We start from the raw sequence: 20,876 nt of genomic DNA, 5'->3' as shown, positions 1-20,876 counted from the left end.
GAGATGGGGGCACAAAGGCAAGTGAGGAAGCATCCCGCAACCGGGGGAGGCAGGGCCTGGTTTTACTCTCGCAATTTTACCCGGATAAATTATTGACACCCATTTCACCCGGGTTAAATAAGCATCATGGATCCTCGCTTCCACTCCCAATCACCCGTCATCGCCTTTGCCGGCCATCAACGCATCGCCACCGGCCCGCTTTCCGAAGTTGTCCTGGAAGCCCACCCCTGGACCTCGCGTCTCGATGTCGGCCCCGTTTTGGTGTTCGACGATGTCACGAGCCAGATCGTGGAGGTGGACTTTCGCGGCAGTGCCGCCGATGCCGCCAACCGTCTCCTCCCGGCCAGTGTATCTCCCGAAACTCCCTCCGAAGTTGCGGGAGAGGAAAGCACCGCTGAGAAACGCGGCCCCGGCCGGCCCAAGATGGGGGTCGTGGCCCGCGAGGTGACCCTCCTGCCCCGCCACTGGGAATGGCTCAATCAACAGTCCGGCGGAGCCTCCGTGGCCCTGCGGAAACTGGTGGAAGACGCCCGCAAGACCCACGCCGACCGCGACCGGAAACGCCAGGCCGCCGAGGCCGTGCACCGCTTCCTCCATGCGCTGGCCGGCGACCTGCCCCAGTTCGAGGAAGTGACACGCGCCTTCCATGCCGGCGACATCTCCCGCATGACGGAACTCATGGCCGACTGGCCGGAGGGCGTGAGGGAGCATGTGGAACGGTTGGTGGGGAGGGGGGGGGATTAGTGCTTGGTGCTTGAAGTTTCGGGCGCGGGGGACCTGCAAAGCGCAAGCTTTGTTGATCACTCCCCGCCTTTGAGCTCCAACGAAGCGGGTTGGAGTACCGACTTTAGTCGGCTCACCGGCCAAACCTCCCAGCACGCCCCTCTCACCTGGCGAAGTACTTACCTTTAACCAATGGCATCACCGCGCCCCCCATCCATCGCTCCATCGCTCCATCGCTCCATCGCTCCATCGCTCCATCACTCCATCACTCCATCACTCCATCACTCCATCACTCCATCACTCCATCACTCCATCACTCCTTGACAGCCATCGAATAAATCCATACGCTTCGCCAGCATGACCCCTCAACCGGCTCACGCTGCCCGCTTTCTGCTCTCGCATCTGCCCAGCTGGACCATCCCCGTGGCCCTGGCGGCGTGCCTGGCCGTTCCGCATGCTCCCTGGGTGACGGAGGCTCAGGCGCAGGGTCACCTGCTGTCTCGTTCCTACCCCGGAGCGCCCGTGCCGGATCCGCTGGAATTTCTCCTGCCCGGAGACCCGGTGGATGAAAAGAAGATGCGCCTGAGTATGGCGATGCTGCGGGTGCCAGCGGTGGAGTTCGCCAAAGCGCTGGAGCAGGATCATGAGGCAGGCAGCCTCTCGTGGCATCGCTGGCTCCTTCAGGCGAAGGCTGCGGGGAAGCTCGTGCTAGTGGAGAGCTTCCGGGCGGAGGCCGGGCCGCGGGAGGCCTTCAAGTCCGGCTATCAGCGTCCCCAGCACTACATCCGCCAAGGAGAGTCTTCTCAACTTTGGTCGCGGATCATGCAGGAGAATGCCCCCCAGCTCAATCCGGAGATCTGGGACAGGATGCTGGACAACCTGGACCAATCCCCGGTGGGCTCAATCGCCACGGGCGAAATGACCTTGGAGCCCGATCAAGGCGGCGTTGAGATCAAACTCAACGTCACCTGCGCCGCCCGGCCCGTGAAGCGGCCGTCGCCAGCCTGGGTGCACCCCCATTTCCCCGCGCCCAAACTCCTCTTTCCCACTTGGGAGTTTCAGGGCCACCTGCTTGCCCCCTTGAGCGAGCCCTTTCTGCTGGCCGCCCAGATGGAACCGCTCGCCACTGCGGGTGAGCCGGATACCGAGACGAGCCCAACGCACGTGTGGGTCTTGTTTGGCAAACTGACGCTGTCACCCGATGTGGCAGAGCGGACTGGAGACGCCCCTCCGCTGGAAACAGCGGCAGGAGCCTGGCAAGCCTGGTCCTTGGACCTGCCAGCACAGGCCGCTCAGGGCTGGCTGCGGACCCGCCGTTCTGATGCGGACGACGGCCTGAGGCTGCGGCAGTGGCTGGCCAAGGCACAACCCGGAGGCGAAGTCCGGCTCCGATCAGTGATGAGCGGGTCCTCCACTCTGGGCAAATCCAGCCGCCTCACAGACAACAACGATCTCTTTGTCCGGAGTGTGGTGAAATGGAATGACTCCACCGGGTTCGAGCCCACACACAATGACCGCATTTTCCGTCCCTGTGAGGCGGAGGACGACGAGTTCAGCCGCCGCTACGAGTTAAACTTGCAAACCTCCGGCATAGTCCTCCCTCCCGGTGGCGGCATCCCTTGGCAACTCGCCCTGTTGGGCCATTCCCAGCCCTCTGCTCCCCTGGTGTGGAGGCGGTGGAAGCACGCGATGGAAGGAACGGAGCAGGACGAAGGCAACCTGGAGCTGGCCGACGCCCCCTACCGCGAGGAGGAGGGCTTCTCGCTGGAGACTCTGTCGGCATTCCCGCCTGGGAAAGCGGTGCTCCTCAGCACCAGCCAACAGGGGAAGCGGATGCTGGCCACGTTTGCGCGGGTGATGGACGGCACCCCACCGCCTCAGGCACCGCAATCGCCCGCGACAGAACCGCCGCGGACACCCGTGATTCGCGATCCCTTTGGTCCCGACAATGGCCCCGCAGCAGCCCCGCCTCTTCTTCACACCACCGTCTGGCAGATCGACACGCCGCTGGACTGGATGGTGAAAGCCCTGGCCCTGGCCCCCGATCAGGCCGGCAGCCTGGCCAACCAACTCCTGGGCGCCACCCAACAGGGTCAGGCCACGGTGGTGGCAATGAACACGCGCCGCCAGATCGCAGACAACACCTCACGATGGAATGCGACCCAACCCGTGAACTTTTACGGCGGTCCCTATGTGAACACCGCCCCGCATGCCAAAGGCATCTACTTCAACATGCGCCACCTGGAGCAGATGGCGACGGGGGCAAAGGAACGGATGGACATCACCGTGGATGCGCAGTCAGGTCTGGCGGTGGTGAATGCCGAGCTGATCGCCATCGGGACGCCCGCCTGGCGACACTGGGGCATCTGGCAGCCCTCAGTTTCAGGAACCAACGCCGCCAATTCCGGAATCAGGCGCCCAGCCTTCCCCACCGATCTGCTCCACCTGAGCGCAAAGCTCCCGCCCAGGCAGCCGCAGGTGGTCGCCGTGTCCACAGCGCCGGATGCCACCACTCCGGGTGCAACGGGATCCCGTCTGCGCTGGTGGGTCATAGGAGTGAACAAGGAGGATCAGCCCGCTCTCGTGCAGCCCGTCGAGCCCCCGGCACCCGCCCGCAGTTCCCTGGTCCAGGCCGTGATCCTGCCCCTGCCCAAATCGGAAACCATCCCCGGTGACAGCAGGGCCCTGGCGGAGCGACTGCTGGCGGAGGCCGCCGCCGGCACCCGGGCCGTGCTGGATGTGTCCACCGTGCTGCGACTGGGCACCCGGGACTACACCGCGACCCTCACCTCCGGCACCGACTACTACTTCACCAACGGCCGCACCCATCCCTACACGGAGGATCAAGCCGCCCTCATCAACGCCCCAGCCGTGATGCCACCGGACTCCGAGTACGACGATCAGATCAACCTGCAGAACCGGATCGTGGGCACCCGCCTCGAAGTGAACGAGGAAAAGTGGACGCTCACCCGCGACCTGTCCCCTCCCCAAGTGGTGACCGACACCTTTCAAAACGTGCGCTACGAGTTCCCCTGGCAGGAAGAGGAAACTACCAAACGCACCGCTGTCTCCGTGCAACGGCCCATCTTCAAGGTCCTCACGAAAGAAGGGACCCTCCCCGCACCAGGGCACCCCGTCGTGGTGCGGCTCACGGAGGAAATCGTGGTCGTGGTGAGGGTGGGGGCTTAGTGCTTAGTGCTTGGTGCGGCGAGGGGTGCGGGGTGCATGGCTGGCTCATTGAGGTTCCAGTTGGTGAGATCACAGGTTCCAAAAGGACCGAAGGTCCGGACTCGTTGCAGCCATGGGCGACTGCCCAAGCGTCTGGAGTTGTTTCGGGCTTTCAGCCCTCCACTTGCACCCCAAGGAGGTGCTACGAGGACGAGCGACGACTTGCTTCCCTGATGGCAGAGGTCCCGTATGCGAGACGGCTCAGAAAAGCTTCTCACTGGCTGAAGCCCAATGCCATCAGGGAAAAAGGTTGGGCAGAGCGATCAACGCCGTTGCATGATGAAACTGAGGACCAACGGTCCGGTGTCATACCAGCCTGGGGCAGCGCCCCAGGTTAGGGGTTGAAAGAGAATCGGAGGGCTGAAGGCCCGGCCTCATCCATCCTGCCCACGACGAGCATCCCTGAATGACCCCGGGCCTACAGCCCTCAACCTCTAAAACCAACGCCAACCTTGGGCGTTGCCCAAGGCTGCTATCATGCCGGGCTTTCAGCCCTCAGCTCGTTCGCCAAAGGCGAATCATCGACCTCACCAGCTTTTCCCTGATGGCATTGGGCTGAATCCAGGACACAGCCCTATCGCCCGCGCCTGCGCCGCCCCAAGAACCAAGAACCAAGAACCAAGAACCAAGAACCAAGCACTAAGCACTTTCCTTCCCCTCAATTGAGTGGCAATGAAGGGGTTGTGCAGATCCAACAGGGGCCTACGATAGGGTATCATGAAGCCTGTCACCCCCGAGGATAGCCTTCGCATTTTTATTGTGGAGGACCAAGAAGCCATCCTCAGGCTCTTGTCGTTTTACTTGAGGGCCAAGGGTCACACCGTGGTTTCGGCCTGTGACATGGACCATGCCCGGAGGACCTTCCCTGAAGGTAAATGGGACCTGCTGATCTGCGACAAACATCTCCCTGACGGAGACGGATGGGACCTGCTCTTCGTGGGCCCACACGCCCCTGCCCCACCGTATCGCGTGGCCATGAGCGGGGCCGCCACGGATCGCGATGTCGAAAGCGCCCTCATCGACGGATGTCACCACCTGCCCAAGCCCTTTGGGCTTGAACAACTCGACTCCATTCTGGAAGCCGCCATCTTCCATCGGGCGGGTCATGCTGCGGCCCCGGCAGGGGACCATTGAGGCTGACAAAAGGGACCACTTCTCGACTGCCCTCAAGAGACCGAACCTCAACCCCGTACCAGAGACAGGACTCGAACCTGCACTTGTTTCCAAACCAGATCCTAAGTCTGGCGCGTCTACCAATTCCGCCACTCTGGCGTACGGGAATAAGAGCGGCGATTTAAGGGGCTACCTGCGGATGTGGCAACGGGTTTTTGCGGATCTTTTGCCGCCTGCGGCGGAGACACAAGACGGGAAGACGAAAGACACAAGACCTGAGCCGCCAGTGGCTTGCCGTTCCGCCACTGGAGACGACCCCGCCGAACCAAGCACTAAGCACCAAGCACCTTCTCCTCCTTCTTCCGCGAGGCGATCCAGACGGCCACCATGCCGGTGGAGAAGATGATGAGGAGCGGTACGATGCCCACTACGGGGCTGACGATGGCGCGGCAGGTGTTCCGCACCAGCCAGGGGTCGAGTTCCCCGTTGCGGAGGATCCGGGTGGTGAAGACCAGGCTGCTGAAGTACTTCATGCCAAAGACCCAGCCGGCGTGAAGGCCGATGCTGTACCAGAGCCCGCCACTGCCGAGCCGGGCGCGCCCCAGGGCCCAGCCGACGGCGGCCAGCACCAGGAACTCGCCCACGACATTCTGCCAGAGGCCAAAGCCCCGGAAGAGCTGGGTGATGACCCAGAAGCCGCTGAACCAGGTGACCTGATCATTGGGCAGCGCTCCATCCAGCGGAGGCTTGAGGAAGTGCAGGATGGAAAAGAAGGCGGTGGTCCAGAACAGGCCGGAACGGCTCCCCAAGGAGCGGCAGAGAATGACCAGGATGACCCCGCGAAAGAGGAACTCCTCCAGAATGCCGACCGTGAGCCCGGAGGCAAGGGCGGAGCCAAAGTCCAGATAGTCTGGCGCTGGCTTGAGCCGGGAGACTCCGAAGGTGAGACACACCCAGGCCAGCACGCCCACGGAGAGGAGCGCGACCAGGAAGGTGGTGCCAAACTGCCTGATGCCGCGGGCAAAGGGCACATTGCCCACGATCTCGCGGAACGGCATGTGCAACGCTTTGAGCAAGAAGGGCAGCCCGATCAGGGCCGCCAGCAGTGCGGCTCGATTGAAATAGCTGGGGAACTCCTTCTCCCCCAAGAGCTGGGCCACCCCACCCTGCGGGTCGGCGGAGATGACGGCCTGGGCGGGAAAAAACAACGCGGGCGTGAGCAGGGCACCCAGCAGCAGCACCAGCAACACAAAGCCGCTGATGATGAGAAGGTCACGATGCTTCGAGGAAGAGGGCATCTGTGCTGGTAGCCCGGAGTTGCGGTCGGCGCAAGGCTCTGGCCGGGATCGGTGGTCCCGCGTGGGGGGGGGCGACACCGCCCTGCTGAAGCACCGCATCACCGCGCGCCCGCCGCCTTCACCGCCCGGGCCAGATCCACATTGGCCTCCAGCAACTCCTGGGGCACCTTGTCCAGCGCATACGTCTCCTGCCCGCCAATGCGGTTGATGATGACGTTCTTGCCGCTGATGGAGAAGGAAAAAGTGGTGGGGCGGCTCGCATCACTGACGGCCGCGGCGGCGATGGATCCGGCGGATGCCCCCAGGTCCTCCGCCTTGAAGCCCAACAAGGGGGCCATGCGGGGATTCGTCCGGGCCAGTTCCCTGCGCGGGGCGTCGGGGAGTTTTTTCAGATCGTCCAGTGGCACGGTGGAGAAGCCTCCGTCATGCATGAGCTTGATCTCCTGGTCTTTCACAGCAGACATCCGCACGTTCTTGTAGGTCTTGCCCGCGATTTCCAGCACCTGCACATAGTCCGCCCTGGCATTCGCATGCTGGCGCTGAAACTCCTGCAGCGGCATCCAACGACCGGCCACCACCACATTGCCCTGGCGGTGCTTGTCCAAGGCTGCAACGATCTGGCCGATGAGCGGCTGCATCAGGGCCACCGCTTTGGGATACCGCCGGGCGGTCTCCCGGGCGTCCGCTGCGATTTTCTCCAGCCCCTGCCAGTCCTCCTCACTCACCAGGGTCAGTTGACCGTAGCTCGGGTACGGCACCATCTTGCGCAGCACCGGTGGCTGGAGTTGTTTAGACGAACCATCTGCAAAAGTGAAGGTGCTGGTCATGCCAAACGTCTCCACAGACACAAACTCGTGCGCCGTGGCAAACTCGTCCCCGCTGCTGGCGGAACTGCCAATGACCACCACGCCCCCCTTGGCCGGGATGGGGGCAGCGGCGAGATTCAGCGATCCCAGACATACGACAGCCGCCACCAGAGCGGCACTCCAGGAAAGGTGGGGGCGGGTGGTCTTCATGCGGGGTAGGGTTGCCTTTGACGGCTAGCGGGCACCGCCGTTCACACCGGCTCCATAGGTGCGCAGAGCCGCCACACTGCGCTCGAACTCGCCCTTCTGGTAGGCGATGTCTGCTTCCTTGTTGGGGGCCTTGAAGGGGGGGATGGGCTTCCCTTTCCTGGCCAGGGCTTCAAACGCCGCCAGATCTTCTGACGGCATTTTCTCATAGCCCAGCTCTTTCAGGAACTCTGGCTTCTTGAAGGGCAGTGGTTTGGCAAAGCCGGAGATGGTCTCGATGTTGAGCGGGACGCCCGGGCAAAGCTCGGCAAACCGTTTGGTGTACGCTTTGAAGTCCACGATGCCTTCACCGATGGCCGTCCACTGCACCGTCGCGCCATTTTCGCTCTCCCAGATCATGGAATCGCGCACGCTGGAGCAGTTCACATAGGGCCCGAGCACCTCCAGGTGCCGCAGCGGATCCTCCATCACCCAGGTGGCGTTGCCGGGGTCAATATTGGCCCCCACCCAGTCTTTCCCGGCGGCCTCGATCAGCGCCTTCAGTTCGTGGGACTGCATGTCTCCCGCATGGTTTTCGATCGAGATGCGGATGCCCGCTTCATGAGCCCGGCTCTTGCAGGCCTGGAACACCTTCAGCAGCGATTCGATATGCCGCTGAATGCCGCCATCCCCCTTGCGGTCGTCATTGCTGCCCAGGTAGCAGCGCGCCACCGGAGAGCCCAACGCTTTGGCCACGCGAATGCAGAGGGCGAGATGCTCCTCCGCGGTGCCAAAGGTGTCCTTGAATCGTGCGGAGGTGGGGCAGACGCTTGAGGTCCCCACGTACAAGGCCAATCCTGCGCGGTCTGCCTGCTCCTTCAGCCCTTTCAGATACGCGTCCTCGAAGCTCTCAAACGGCAGGAGTTCCGAGAGGAACAGGGTGTCCACCTTCTGAGATCCGGCATACTCGATGAACTGAGGAGCCTTCCACCCGGTTGACCGCACCGCAAAGTGGTCCAGGCCGATCCGGACCTTGAGCGGCCCACCTTGAGCGAAGGTGGATACGCCAGGCAGCGTGGCGGCAGCAGCAGCGGAGGTTTGAAGGAAGCAGCGGCGGTTCATGGCCGCACATCTCACCGGAACTGCCCCGCTTTGGCAACTGAATTCCGCCCGCTCTGCGGGAGACAGAAGACTGAAAGACTCAAGACAAAAGACCCGGGGGCGCTCGTGGCAGGTAGTGAGGCTCCCTACAGCGGCAAGAACCGAACAAGTGTGGACAGCGCGGTGGGGAAGTTGGATGCCGGAGGCATCCCAGCTATGAGCCGGGGGTTGAGCGCAGCGATACCCCCGGGGGGGCCATAGTAGGGATTCACCCCGGAGGAGTGACAGCAACGGGAGCCGGCTGATGGACGTCGCTGGCATCCACTCCGGGACACCCATCCGCTCCGCATAGCAGGGGTGCACCCTCCCGGCGACATCCACCTCGCCGCGAACTTCAAAGAGTTGTTTCATACGGCGCTCTCGTCATTGCTCCGGCTCGCTCACTCCACCACAAAAAAGAGCCTCGTCCCAAGCGGAACGAGGCTCTGAAAAATAAACTTGCGGGAGGCAGGGCCCTTTTGGGTCAGCTTAGGGCTGCACCAGATCGGACTGCTTGCTCAACCAGGCCAGGAAGCCTTTGCGCACGGAGTCTGGCTGGATGATGGCCTTGCTGGCCAGACCGGACAACCAACGGTTGACGGCGTTGCGGCCCTGTTCGCTCTGGATGAATTTTTCGATCTGCGGGCGGACCTTTTCCAGCGGCTCCATGTTGCCGGGCTGCTTGGCTTCGCAGTAGATGATCATGTAGTTGCCGCCGATCTCCACCACGCGGCTGACTCCGCCCACTTTGAGGGCAAAGGCCACCTCCGCGATCTCGCGGCTCAGCGTGGCACGCTCCTGCAGGCCCCAGTCACCGCCGGACTCGGCACGGCTGTCCTGGGAGTAGGTCTTGGCCAGATTCGCAAAGTCCGAACCGTTTGTCACTTTGCCGCGGATCTCTTCGGCGAGTTTCTTCTGGGATTCAGGAGAGGCACCGACATTGCCGATCGGATACTTGGGGATCGTGATGGTGCTGAACTTGATGTAGTCCTTGTCGCGGAACTTGTCGGCGTTCTTGCGGTAGAACTCCTCCACCTGCGCGGGTGTGGGGGGAGCCAGATCCTTGGTCTGGCGGGCACGCAACACGGAGACGACCATCATCTTCTGGCGCTGTTCGCGGAACTTCTTGAGCGTCATGCCGGTTTTGGCCAGCTCCATGAGGAACTTCTCGCGGTTGCCTTCGAAGTTGTCGCGCACGATGCCGTTGATGTCGTCATCGATGTACTGGGGCTTGATGGAGCCACCGAGTTTGTCGAACTCTGAGAGGACCAGCTGGCGCTCGATCAGCGCGTAGAGCGCGCCTTCACGGAGCTGGGCAAGCCGGGCGGTCTGCTCATTGGGGTCACGCACGGTCATGCGGATGAGCTGCTCCTGAGCTTCCACCGCCTCCTTCACTTCAGATTTGGTGACGACCTTGCCGTTCACCACCACCGCGATGCCGTTGGAGCTTTGGGCCACGGCAGAGCTCACGGCAGACAGGGTGAGCGCCAGGGTCAGGCTCAATAAGAGGGGACGGTACTTCATGATCAAAAACTTCTCAGCAGGTGGAAAGACTCGCGCAATTGTAGGGTTGGGTCATTCGCTGTCAAACGGGGAAACTTGCCGCTCAGCAGGACATATTGACCATTTCGGGTAAGCATGAGCTTGCCCTCTTTGACCTCCACTGCGGAAATGCTGGCATGTGCAGCAGCAAGCTTGATGCCAGCGCAGACGAGGAGGTTCTCCACAGCGGGAGGAGGCGGGCCGTACTGGTCGCGCCAGTTGCGCTCCAGGGTATCCAGCTCCTTGCGGGTCAACACCTCCCCCAGCAGGCGATAGGCGGTGATGCGGGAGCGGGCGTCCTCGATGTAGCTCTGGGGAATGAAGCAGGGGATGCGCCACTCGTTGGCGGTGACCAGCTTCTGGCGATCAGGCGGCCGGTGGGCCGTGGCGGCGGTCACCCGTTTTTGGGGAGTGCCATCCGCCTCCTGGAGCCACTGCGCCTCACTCATGCACAGGAAGTCCACACGCAGGCTCACCTCCATGGGCGGAGGGGTGCGGCGGCCCTGGAGGCGGGCGGTGGCGGACTTCAACATCTGGCAATATAGATCAAAGCCGATCGCAAAAATGTGCCCACTTTGCTCTGTTCCGAGCAAATTGCCCGCTCCGCGAATTTCCAGATCCCGCATGGCGATTTTGAACCCGCTGCCGAGTGCGGTGTACTGCTTGATGGCGGTCACCCGTTTTCGCGCGTCGCCCACGGTCATGAGGTCGCGGGGCAGCATGAGGTAGGCATGGGCCCGCTCGCCCCCGCGTCCCACCCGGCCGCGCAACTGATAGAGGTCCGCCAGGCCAAACCGGTCCGCGCGGTCGATGATGATGGTGTTGGCGTTGGGGATGTCCACCCCGCTCTCGATGATGGTCGTGCAGAGCAGCACATCCGCCTCCCCGGCGATGAAGCGGCGCATCACGTCCTCCAGCAGGGTCTCATCCATCTGGCCATGGCCGATGACGACCCGGGCCTTGGGCGACAGGGCCTCCAGCTTGGCCTTCATCTTCTCCATGTCCATCACCCGGTTGTGGAGGAAGAAGACCTGCCCGCCCCGCTCGATCTCCTTGTTGATCGCATCACGAATGATCCGCTCGTCATAGCCGCACACGCTCGTCTGCACAGCGTGCCGGTTGGGCGGCGGGGTGTCCAGGGTGGACATGTCCCGCATGCCCACGAGACCCAGGTACAGCGTGCGGGGAATGGGGGTCGCACTGAGCGTGAGCACATCCACCAAGCGGAAGAGCTGCTTGAACCGCTCCTTGTGTTTCACGCCGAAGCGCTGCTCCTCATCAATGACCGCCAGCCCCAACTGCTTGAACTGCACATCCTTGGAAATCACGCGGTGGGTACCCACCACGATGTCCACCGTCCCGTCCTTCACTCCTTTGAGAATCTCCTTCTCCCGTTTCGCCGGGGTCAGGCGGCTGAGCATCTCCACCGTCACGGGATAGTCAGACATGCGCTCCTTGAAGGTGGCCAGGTGCTGCTGGGCCAGCACGGTCGTCGGCACCAGCACGGCCACTTGCTTCCCCCCCATCACCGCCTTGAAGGCCGCCCGGATCGCCACCTCGGTCTTGCCAAAGCCCACATCCCCGCAGAGCAGGCGGTCCATGGGCTTCTCCTGCTCCATGTCGCGCTTGATCTCGGCGATGGATTTCAACTGATCCGGCGTCTCCCGGTAGAGGAAGGATTGCTCGAACTCCACCTGCCACTTGGTATCGGGCGGGTGGGCATGGCCCTTCAGCGTCTGGCGCTGCGCCGCGATGCTGAGCATGCCGGCGGCAAACTCTTCCACGCTCTTCTCCGCCTGGGCCCGGGTCTTCACCCAGCGGGCGTCTCCCAGCTTGTTGAGCGTGGGAGCCCTGCTCCCCACCCCGACATAACGGGAAACCAGATGAGCCTGGGACACGGGGACGAAGACCTTCGCATCCTCCGCGTACCGGATGACCATCACCTCCTCACGGCGGGCGCCTTCACGCACTTCTATGCCGCCATACTTCCCGATCCCGTAGTCCAGATGAACTACCAGATCCCCCTCCCGCAACTCCCGCAGGTGGTCCCGCGCCTGCCTCAGCACCTGGGCCTCATCCAGCTTGGAGCCGCGGAAACGGCGCGTGTTCTGGTAGCGACCGAAGACCTCTGCGCCGGTCAAGACAGCCAGCTTGGCGGCAGGGATGACAAACCCCCGGTGCAGCAGGCCCAGGGCAAGCTCCAGGTCGTGTTTCTGCAACCACTCCCCTCCCACCAGCTCCTCAAAGCGCTCCCGCTCCCCGGGATTGTGGAAGAACATGACCACCCGCCACTTCTGCTTGCGCCAGTCCTCCACCTGCCTGGTGAACTGCTCACGACGGGCCTCCTGCACCACGAAGTCCCCCGCGTGGAAGACCCCCAGGGGATTCTCGAAGATGGCCGTGGAAAAGTCCTCCTCAGCCAGGTCAGCACGCGCCCCGGAGGTGATGGTAACGGTTGCGGGTGACAGCGTCTCCACCTCCAGGGCGATCACCGCATCCTGCTCCTGAATGAACTGCCGCACCGTGGTCGTCTCCCCAGTCGTGTCCGCAGAGTGCAACAGCAACTGCATGCGCTGAAAGCGTTGCACCGAGGTCTGGGTGTGGATGTCGAAACTTCTGAGCGACTCAAGCTCATCGTCAAAAAACTCCATCCGCAGCGGCTCCTCCGCCTGCCAGGAGAAGACATCCACAATGCCGCCGCGCCGGGCTACCTGGCCACGCTCAGTCACCACTGGCACCCTCTCGTACCCCGCGCTCCCCAGATCCTGCAGGAGGGCCTCCACATCCAGCTTCATGCCGGTCTGGAGGGACATCTTGCCCGCCTCCAGCTCGTGCAGCGCCGGCACCTCCTCATCCAGACTGTCCGCGCATATCACCAGCACCCGTGGTTGACCTTCGTCGCCACCCGTGGCCTCCCCACTGTCGCCAGGCCGGGCTTTGCCCTTGCCATGCCCCTTTCCAGCCATGGACTCGGAAAAGCGCGTCAGGGCCGTGATTCGCTCCGCCAGCGCATCGGGGTCTGGCAACCCTGCGGCATCTCCCATCTGGGAAAGCCTGGGGAAGAACAACGCTGGCAAACCCCAGACCCTCAACTCCCCCTGAACTTGCTCCTGCACGCGGGCATCTGGGCAGACCACCCACAACCGCCGCTTGGGCAGAGCCTGGGCCGCGAGCGCCGTGGCGAAGGGCCAGGCTTCTTTGGCCACATGGTCCAGAATGATCCCGCCACTCTTCAGCGCCTTCCAAACGGTCCCGAAAGGTTTGGCCCCATGGGCCACCTTCACCAGGCTTTCCGCCAGGTGGTGCTCGTCCACATGCAGCTCTTTTTCCTTGGCCATGAACACAATGGAGCAGAACCTGCTGGCGGGGAAAGCCGCGCAGATTCTGCTGCTAAATCGATAAACCTGAGGCGCAACGACTGCAACCGTCCGGCGTGCCCGACCAGACTCCTTTCACCCGGCTAGGAAGCCTTGCGGGCTTTGGCCGCTTTGGGGTCAGCGGGCTTGAGATCCGGCTTCTTTTCGTCCCCCAGCTTCACGTCGGACTTGGCCAGCGTGATCGCTGGGATGCCGAGCAGCTTGGCGGCCTCATCCAAATCCTGATGGCAGTTGCGCAACGCCATCTTCTTCAGTTCGCGGTCCAGCCAGGGGATCAGCTCAAAGTCCGGCAGGGCCTGGGCACCGTGCAGCAGGGACTGCAGGGCGTCCTGCATGCGCATCAGCGTGTGGATGGGTGTCGCGATCCGCTGGGTATTGCTCCCCAGCGGGATGTCACTGGGCAGGAGCACGTCTGTGTTGCAGAGGGCACAGGCGCGTTGAAGCGTATTTTCCAGCTCACGAACGTTGCCCGGCCAGTCATAGGCCTCAAGCAATGCCAGGGCATCTTCACTGAACCGCATCTGCGGGGTGCGCTTGCGCGCGGCCATCTTCTGAAGGAAGAACTCTGCGAGAATCCGAACGTCTTCACGGCGCTCACGAAGCGGCGGAATGTGGATGCGCACCACATTGAGGCGGTAGAAGAGGTCCTCACGGAAGCTGCCTTCCGTGACTTCCTTTTCCAGATCTTTGTTGGTGGCAGCCAGCACCCGGACGTCCGTCTTCAGGGTGGAGTTGCCGCCCACGCGGCTGAATTCGCCCTCCTGAAGCACGCGCAGCAGCTTGCTCTGCACGGTCAGAGGCATGTCACCGATCTCATCCAGGAAAAGGGTGCCGCCGTCACATTGCTCAAAGCGTCCCATGCGCTGGGCGACGGCTCCGGTGAAGGAACCCTTCTCGTGACCAAAAAGCTCGCTCTCCAGCAGGTTGTCAGGAATGGCGGTGACGTTGATCGCCACAAACTCCTTTTGCGTGCGTGGACTGAACTTGTGCACGGCCCGCGCCACCAGCTCCTTGCCGCAGCCGCTCTCGCCGGTGATCATCACCGCGGCATCCGAGCGGGACACGCGACCGATGAGCTTGAAAACCTCCTGCATGGGCCCGCTGCGCCCAATGATCGTTTCCTGAATGCTCTCCGAGGAAACCGGCTGGGCGCTGGCGAGCGTGACCTTTCTGGCCTCCACCGCACGCAGGGCGCTCTCCACAATGGAGCGCAGGTCGTAAGGCATCTGTTCCTTACGCAAAAAATCATACGCACCGAGGCGCATGGATTCAATGACGGCGCTCGTCCCTGCCAGCCCGCTGAAGAGCAGCACCATGGCATTGGGATCCTGCTGGCGCAGGCGCTTGAGCAACTCAATGCCGCTCATCTGCGGCAGGCGGGCTTCGCTCAACACCAGATCCGCCCGCTGCTTCATATAGGCTGCGAGCGCCTCTTCCCCACGCTCGAAACTCTCGATCGTCACATTGGGGGACTTGAGGTGTGATACAGCCCAAGCAAGAAAGTCTGTGTCCGGATCCACGATGAACAGCCGCGTGGATTCGGGAGGAGTGTCGTTGGTCAGCATCGGAAAGGCACTTTCACACAATTGAGGAGATGCGCAAAGGTTACGTTCCTTTCTGCAACGCAGACGCAGTGTCAAGCGAAGGCAGAATGACTCTGACCTGATGATGACTAGCCGATTGGCTAGTTGGCCGGTCAGGATACTCCCCCAAAGCGCCGCTGCCGCCTGCCAAAGTCCCTCACCGCCTCCACCAACTGCTCCCGCCGGAAGTCAGGCCAGAGCGTCTGGGTGATGTAGAACTCCGTGTAGCTAAGCTGCCAGAGAAGGAAGTTGGAGAGACGCATCTCCCCGCTGGTGCGGATGAGCAGATCCGGATCAGGATAGTACCGGGTGTACAGATGCTTGCTGAACACTTCCGCATCGATCATCCCCTTGTCGAGGTGGCCTTTCTCCACGCTGTCGATCAGGCTCTTGATGCCATCAATGATCTCCTCACGGGAGCCATAGCTGAGGGCAAAAATCAAAGTCAGGCCAGTGTTGCCGGAAGTGACCTCAATGGACTTGTGAAGCTGGTCCTGGCAGGACTGGGGAAGATCGTGCAACCGACCGATGGCCTGAAGGCGCACATTTTTCTTCACCATGTCCGGCGTCTTCTGTTTCAGGAAGCGCTCGAGCATTTTCATGAGCGAGTCCACCTCGCTCTTGGGCCGTTTCCAGTTCTCGGTGGAAAACGCGTACAGCGTGAGAAACTCAATGCCCAGATCGCCACAGGACTCGACGGCTGCCTGCACGGACTCCGCACCGCGGCGATGCCCCTCAGTGCGCGGCAGGCCCCGCTCCTTGGCCCAACGGCCGTTGCCATCCATGATGATGGCAACGTGGCGGGGGATGACGAGATCTTCCGGCATGGGAGGAACGCACTCTGATAGACGACCCCTGAGGGTTCAAGCGATTTGAAATTCCGCTTGGGGCGGGCGACACCCCCTGTGTACCGGGGCGACTGGTTTCCCAGCACCCCCGGCTCAGGGTTTGCATCGGCGGTCGCTTGACCTTGGTCCCGGCCAGATCAATCGACCACAAGGGTCTGTTCACGTGCCGGGCCGATGCCGAGCAGGCTCACCCGCGCGCCAGCGAGTTCCGCCAGACGGTTGAGATAGGTCTTGGCGAGAGGCGGCAGGTCGGCGGCGTTGGTGAGGCCGCTGAGATCCTGTTTCCAGCCCTGGTGCGTTTCATAAACCGGCTCACAACGCTCCAGCTCAGGAATGGTAGCCGGGGGATGATGGATCTCCTTGCCGTCCAAGAGGTAGGCACGGCAGATCTTGATCTCGTCCAGGCCATCCAGACCATCGAGGTTCGTGATGGCGATTTCATCGCATCCGTTCACCATGACGGCGTAGTTCAGCAGCACGGCATCCAGCCAGCCGCAGCGGCGGGCGCGCCCCGTGGTGGCACCGTACTCCCGCCCCATGTTGTGGAGCATGTCGGAGATGGCTTCATTTTCCGTGACGAACGGACCGCCGCCGACGCGGGTGGTGTAGGCTTTGGCCACGCCAATGACTTTGTCGATCTTGCGCGGGGACACGCCGGAGCCGGTGCAGGCACCGCCAGCGGTGGTGTTGGAGGAGGTGACAAAGGGATAGGTGCCGTGGTCGATGTCGAGGTAGCTCCCCTGGGCACCCTCAAAGAGGACCATCTTGCCAGCGGCAAGAGCCTCGTTGAGGTAAACCACCGTGTTGGCGATGTGGGGGCGCAGCAGCTCTGCGGCGGCCACGATCTGGGCCACCACCTCTTCCACGTTCACCTTTTCAAATCCGGCGGACTCCAGTTCCTGATTGTGCAGGGCGGCGCGCCAGGTGATCTCATGGGTGAGCTTGTCCGGGTCGCGAAGATCGGTCACGCGGAGACCCTGCCGCTCAATCTTGTCGGCATAGGTGGGTCCGATGCCACGGCCCGTGGTGCCGATGGCGTTGACGCCGCGACGGGCCTCCCGGGCCTTGTCCAGAGAGCAGTGGTAGGGCATGGTGAGGTGCGCATGCTCACTGATGAGCAAGTTCTCCGGGGAAATGTGCACGCCCTGGGAGCGGAGCTTCTCCATCTCCTTGAGCAGGCCGAGCGGGTCAATCACCACGCCGTTGCCGATCACGCACTTCTTCTCCGGCCAGAGGATGCCGCTGGGAATGAGGTGCAGGATGTACTTCGTGCCACCGCTGATCACCGTGTGGCCGGCATTGCTGCCACCCTGGGCGCGTGCGACCACGTCGCTACGCTCCGTAAGATAGTCCACGATTTTTCCTTTGCCTTCGTCCCCCCACTGGAGGCCGACGATGATGGTATTGCTCATGAGATGAAAGTAAGAACTGACGGGAAGCGGCAAAAAGAAGGCTCAGCCCGTCCACCCCGTAGAGCGCACGTCTGAACCCCAATTGGCCAGCCTGATTCCCTTGACCGGGACGCGAAAAAATCAAGCGCCCATCTTAAGAATCATAAAAACAGCCGCGCCACAGGCGGCGAGCCCCACAAAAGCGAGGGCCATCAAGCCGCCGCCGCCGTTCTTCGGCTTGGCCTTGGGGCCAAATCCACGGCGTTGACCTGTCGGGCAGGGGGTGGAGCCCAGACCCGTGACCAAAGGAGCGGCGGAGGCCGCAGAAGATTGGGACCAGGAGCGGGATGGGGCAGCTGCGGTTTGCGGCATCGCTTCCTCCTCATAGGCAGGGGCCGCAGATTCATCGTAGCCAGCCGGGGCTTCCGCCACCGCCTCCCCTTCCACATAGCCGGTGACACTGCCCAGACGAAAGCTCTGCCCAGGGCCTACTTCAGCCTGCTCGACGCGGGCTCCATCAAAATGCGTGCCGTTCGTGGAGCCGAGGTCGCGCAGTTCGACGCTCTCACCCTTGTTGATGATCTCACCATGGTAGCTGGAGACGGAACCGTCCGGGATGACAAAGTCGTTGTCCTCAGCACGACCCACGCGGACGCGTTCAGTCGTCAGGTCCAGCTCCAGGGTGCCGCCATCAGGCGTGGTGAATTGAATTTTCGGCATATCGCGAGTTTTTTAGCAGGGCGCGAATGCCGAGGCAAGACCAATACCGTGAATCCAAGCTGCGAACGTCAGCAGTGCCCGGTCGCGTCCCGCCCCATCGGCTGCCACGCCCCCCCTCTCAAGCGAAGTCCGCCTGACGCTCACGTTTGAAAGCAGAAGAGCCGGGCCGGCTCTTTTCCCCTCCGGGTGCACTTCCCACCGGGCTTTATTTGCCCTTGGTCTGGTCGATCAGGGTGGCAAACTCACGGAAGAAGTAGCTCGCGTCGTTCGGCCCGGGAGCTGCCTCAGGATGGTACTGGACGCTGAACACGGGCCATTCCTTGTGCCGCAGACCTTCGACCGTCTGGTCGTTGAGGTTGAGGTGGGTCACCTCCACATTCGAGGGCAGAGACTCCCCATCCACCGCGAAGCCGTGGTTCTGGCTGGTGATAGACACTTTACCGCTGCGCAGGTCTTTGACGGGCTGGTTGCCGCCGCGGTGCCCAAACTTGAGCTTAAAGGTCTTGCCGCCGAACGCGTGACCCAGGATCTGATGCCCCAGGCAGATGGCGAAGATGGGCTGGTGCGGGATGAGCTTGCGAATCTCCCCATGAATGTAGTCCAGGGCCGCCGGATCCCCGGGGCCGTTGCTCAGAAAGACGCCGTCTGGCTTGAGCGCAAGCACGTCTTCCGCCTTGGCGGTGGAGGGAACGACCTGAACTTCAAATCCTTCCTGCCGGAGACGGCGCAGGATGTTGCGCTTGATGCCGAAATCATAGGCGACCACGCGATGCCGGGTCTCACCCAGAGGATGGAAAACTCCCGTCTCTCCACCAAGCGTGCCTTGGCTGGGATTCGGAATGTCCCAGCGGCAGCTGTCGGAGTTGTCTGCATCCCAGTGATAGGGATTCACGGTGGAGACTTCTTTGACATAGTCACTGCCTTCCATGGAAGGGCTGGCCTGGGCCAGAGCCACGGCCTCCGCGACGGAGGAAACTTCGCTCGTGATGACGGCACGCATGGCACCCCGCGTGCGCAGGTGCTTGGTCAGCGCCCGGGTATCGATGCCCTGGATGCCGGGAATCGCCCAGTGTTTCAAGTAGTCGTCCAGGGACTGCTGGCTGCGCCAGTTGCTGGGGATTTCGCAGAGCTCTTCGATGATGAAGCCTCGCACATGAGGCTGATCGCTCTCTGTGTCCAGCGGGTTGACGCCGTAGTTGCCGATCAGCGGGTAGGTCATGGCCACCATCTGACCGCGGTAGGACGGGTCTGTCAGCACCTCCTGATATCCGGTCATTGAGGTGTTAAAGCAGATTTCCCCGGTGCGTGTGACCGGGGCTCCAAAAGCTTCCCCTTCAAAGTAACGTCCGTCTTCCAGTGCAAGAATGGCTTTCATCTATTGTGCGATGGGGCGACTTACCCGCATTTTCCAGGTGATGCAAGATGGGATTCCCGGCAGGCACCGCCCCACCACTCCCCCTATGTGAAAAAACCGTGACATCGCTCTGGCGAAGTCACGGTTTTGAGAGATGGAAGGGGCTGGTGGCCGGTTATTTTTTGGCGCTGTCAGCGGCCGCCGTTGCGGGGGCTGTGCCAGCCTTGGTGAGCACTTCGTTGAGCTTGCTGGCGAAGGCTTCTGGCGAGTTGCCCCCCACCTGCTTGCCCACAGATTCCCCGGCGGCATTGAGAAATTCAATGTGGGGAATGCCACTCACGCCAAACTTCTTCATGTCCTTTTCGTTGCGCTGGTCATCCGCATCCAGGTAGGCCCAGTTAAACTTGTCATGGAGCGGCTTCACCGCATCACTGGGATAAACGTTGTTCTTCATGGCCTGGCACGGGCCGCACCAGACGGCGGAGTACACCGCCACAATGGGCTTGCCGTTCTTTTTGGCGTCATTCAGGGCGGACCGGAGGCTGGTTTCAAACTTGGGGCTCCCCTTGGGGAAGTCACCCGCGTGAACCAGGGCTGCAGAAGCGAGAAGAACGAGGGCGAACGATTTGATGAGTGTTTTCATGGAGGGCAGGGTGGTTGAACGGGCGACCCTCGCGGGTCACTGAAGCTACGACTCCCAAAGGGTCGGAAATATTCCAAAAAACTTATTTGGCAGTCTTTTCGAGGCTTAGCACCTGGTAACGGCTGGCGCTTTCCCCCAGGGCATTCACGGCATCTTGCTTGGTCAGATTGTCGGCCTGAGCGGCAAAGGTGACCTTCTGGGTGTTGGCTTCTGCTCCCTTGGTCACTTCCACTGCGGTCACGCCGGGGAGCTTTTTGAGCGCCTCGGTGACATGGGCTTTGCAGGAAGCGCAGACCATGCCGGACACGGTGGCGGTGTACTCGGTTCCTTTGGCGGCGGGATCCGCACCAAAGAGAGGCAGGGCGGCGACAGCGAGAAGTACGGAGAGAAGGCGCTTCATGACAGATAACGAAACGAGAGAAAAGTCAGACCGGGAAACAAAAAATGCAGCCTGACCGGGAAAAATCCAAGCCAGACTGCATTCCAATTCAAGAGAATTTACTTCTCAGTCTTCTCACCCGCCTGGAGCCAGCCGGAGATGCCAGCGGAGAGGTGCTTCACGTTGGTGTAGCCGAGCTCCTTGGCAGCCGTAGCAGCCTTGGCGTAGGCGCTGCAGGTAGGGCCACCACAATAGGCCACGACAAGGGAGCCTTTGTCAGCAGGAAGCTTGGAGGCAAGGGCCTCCTTGTTGGCGGTGTAGTCGATCGCCCCGGGGATGTGGCCCTTTTCATAGGACTTGCTGCCGTTCACGTCGATGACTGTCACCTTCTTCTCAGAGATGGCCTTCTTCAGGTCCTCGATGCTGATATCGGGATACTCACCAGCGAATACGGCTGGGATGGCGAGGAATGCTGCGGCAAGGAATGCGAGTGCTTTCTTCATGATATCTGATGCAGGTTATGTTTAGTTTTTTGACGGAATGTC

Annotated in this window: 16 protein-coding genes and 1 tRNA gene; 3 read left to right on the top strand and 14 right to left on the bottom strand. The window is 62.0% G+C overall.

Annotated features, from left to right (window positions below):
* The first annotated feature begins 126 nt into the window (after positions 1-126).
* The 3 genes from VSP_RS06965 to VSP_RS39000 all read left to right on the top strand — a co-directional run bounded on the left by VSP_RS06965 (position 127) and on the right by VSP_RS39000 (position 5,085).
* Entirely contained in the window at positions 127-744 is a 618-nt protein-coding gene (locus VSP_RS06965; RefSeq protein WP_009959645.1) for a DUF2239 family protein, read from the top strand.
* 336 nt (positions 745-1,080) lie between these two features.
* Entirely contained in the window at positions 1,081-3,912 is a 2,832-nt protein-coding gene (locus tag VSP_RS06960; protein ID WP_009959643.1) for a hypothetical protein, read from the top strand.
* Positions 3,913-4,668: 756 nt separating this feature from the next.
* On the top strand, positions 4,669-5,085 hold the full coding sequence (locus VSP_RS39000) for a response regulator (RefSeq protein WP_009959642.1): 417 nt from the start codon (positions 4,669-4,671) through the stop codon (positions 5,083-5,085).
* 56 nt (positions 5,086-5,141) lie between these two features.
* Here the strand turns inward: VSP_RS39000 and VSP_RS06950 are convergent.
* The 14 genes from VSP_RS06950 to VSP_RS06885 form a co-directional block, all read right to left on the bottom strand.
* A tRNA-Leu gene (locus VSP_RS06950) sits at positions 5,142-5,223 on the bottom strand.
* A gap of 173 nt (positions 5,224-5,396) precedes the next feature.
* On the bottom strand, positions 5,397-6,362 hold the full coding sequence (locus VSP_RS06945) for a CPBP family intramembrane glutamic endopeptidase (RefSeq protein ID WP_009959640.1): 966 nt from the start codon (positions 6,360-6,362) through the stop codon (positions 5,397-5,399).
* A gap of 98 nt (positions 6,363-6,460) precedes the next feature.
* Positions 6,461-7,378: a hypothetical protein gene (locus VSP_RS06940; RefSeq protein WP_009959639.1), complete on the bottom strand. Its 918-nt coding sequence runs from the start codon at positions 7,376-7,378 to the stop codon at positions 6,461-6,463.
* 24 nt (positions 7,379-7,402) lie between these two features.
* Positions 7,403-8,476, bottom strand: coding sequence for a sugar phosphate isomerase/epimerase family protein (locus VSP_RS06935; protein ID WP_009959638.1), 1,074 nt, complete (start codon positions 8,474-8,476; stop codon positions 7,403-7,405).
* Between the two features lie 507 nt (positions 8,477-8,983).
* The gene (locus VSP_RS06930; RefSeq protein WP_009959637.1) at positions 8,984-10,018 is read right to left on the bottom strand and encodes a peptidylprolyl isomerase; all 1,035 of its coding nucleotides are present in this window, start codon (positions 10,016-10,018) and stop codon (positions 8,984-8,986) included.
* Positions 10,019-10,020: 2 nt separating this feature from the next.
* Positions 10,021-13,374 (bottom strand): transcription-repair coupling factor, encoded by a 3,354-nt coding sequence (gene mfd, locus VSP_RS06925; RefSeq protein ID WP_009959636.1) that lies wholly within the window; start codon positions 13,372-13,374, stop codon positions 10,021-10,023.
* A 122-nt stretch (positions 13,375-13,496) separates the two neighbouring features.
* Positions 13,497-14,978: a sigma-54-dependent transcriptional regulator gene (locus VSP_RS34245; RefSeq protein ID WP_009959633.1), complete on the bottom strand. Its 1,482-nt coding sequence runs from the start codon at positions 14,976-14,978 to the stop codon at positions 13,497-13,499.
* A gap of 131 nt (positions 14,979-15,109) precedes the next feature.
* Positions 15,110-15,823, bottom strand: a complete 714-nt coding sequence (gene uppS / locus VSP_RS06915) for an undecaprenyl pyrophosphate synthase (RefSeq protein ID WP_009959632.1) — start codon at positions 15,821-15,823, stop codon at positions 15,110-15,112.
* A 158-nt stretch (positions 15,824-15,981) separates the two neighbouring features.
* Positions 15,982-17,256: an adenylosuccinate synthase gene (locus VSP_RS06910; protein WP_009959631.1), complete on the bottom strand. Its 1,275-nt coding sequence runs from the start codon at positions 17,254-17,256 to the stop codon at positions 15,982-15,984.
* Positions 17,257-17,376: 120 nt separating this feature from the next.
* Entirely contained in the window at positions 17,377-17,955 is a 579-nt protein-coding gene (locus VSP_RS34240) for an FHA domain-containing protein (protein ID WP_009959630.1), read from the bottom strand.
* Between the two features lie 205 nt (positions 17,956-18,160).
* Positions 18,161-19,330 (bottom strand): glutamine-hydrolyzing carbamoyl-phosphate synthase small subunit, encoded by a 1,170-nt coding sequence (carA, locus tag VSP_RS06900; RefSeq protein ID WP_009959629.1) that lies wholly within the window; start codon positions 19,328-19,330, stop codon positions 18,161-18,163.
* A gap of 154 nt (positions 19,331-19,484) precedes the next feature.
* A complete protein-coding gene (locus VSP_RS06895) occupies positions 19,485-19,952 on the bottom strand; it encodes a thioredoxin family protein (RefSeq protein ID WP_009959628.1) in 468 nt (155 codons plus the stop codon).
* A gap of 82 nt (positions 19,953-20,034) precedes the next feature.
* Positions 20,035-20,352 (bottom strand): heavy-metal-associated domain-containing protein, encoded by a 318-nt coding sequence (locus VSP_RS06890; protein WP_009959626.1) that lies wholly within the window; start codon positions 20,350-20,352, stop codon positions 20,035-20,037.
* Positions 20,353-20,450: 98 nt separating this feature from the next.
* Positions 20,451-20,834: a rhodanese-like domain-containing protein gene (locus tag VSP_RS06885; RefSeq protein ID WP_009959625.1), complete on the bottom strand. Its 384-nt coding sequence runs from the start codon at positions 20,832-20,834 to the stop codon at positions 20,451-20,453.
* Between the last annotated feature and the right edge of the window lie 42 nt (positions 20,835-20,876).

The organism is Verrucomicrobium spinosum DSM 4136 = JCM 18804 (assembly GCF_000172155.1).
Lineage (GTDB): Bacteria > Verrucomicrobiota > Verrucomicrobiia > Verrucomicrobiales > Verrucomicrobiaceae > Verrucomicrobium > Verrucomicrobium spinosum.
The sequence above is the reverse complement of the archived record's forward strand: the minus strand, read 5'-3'. Positions and strand labels throughout refer to the sequence as shown.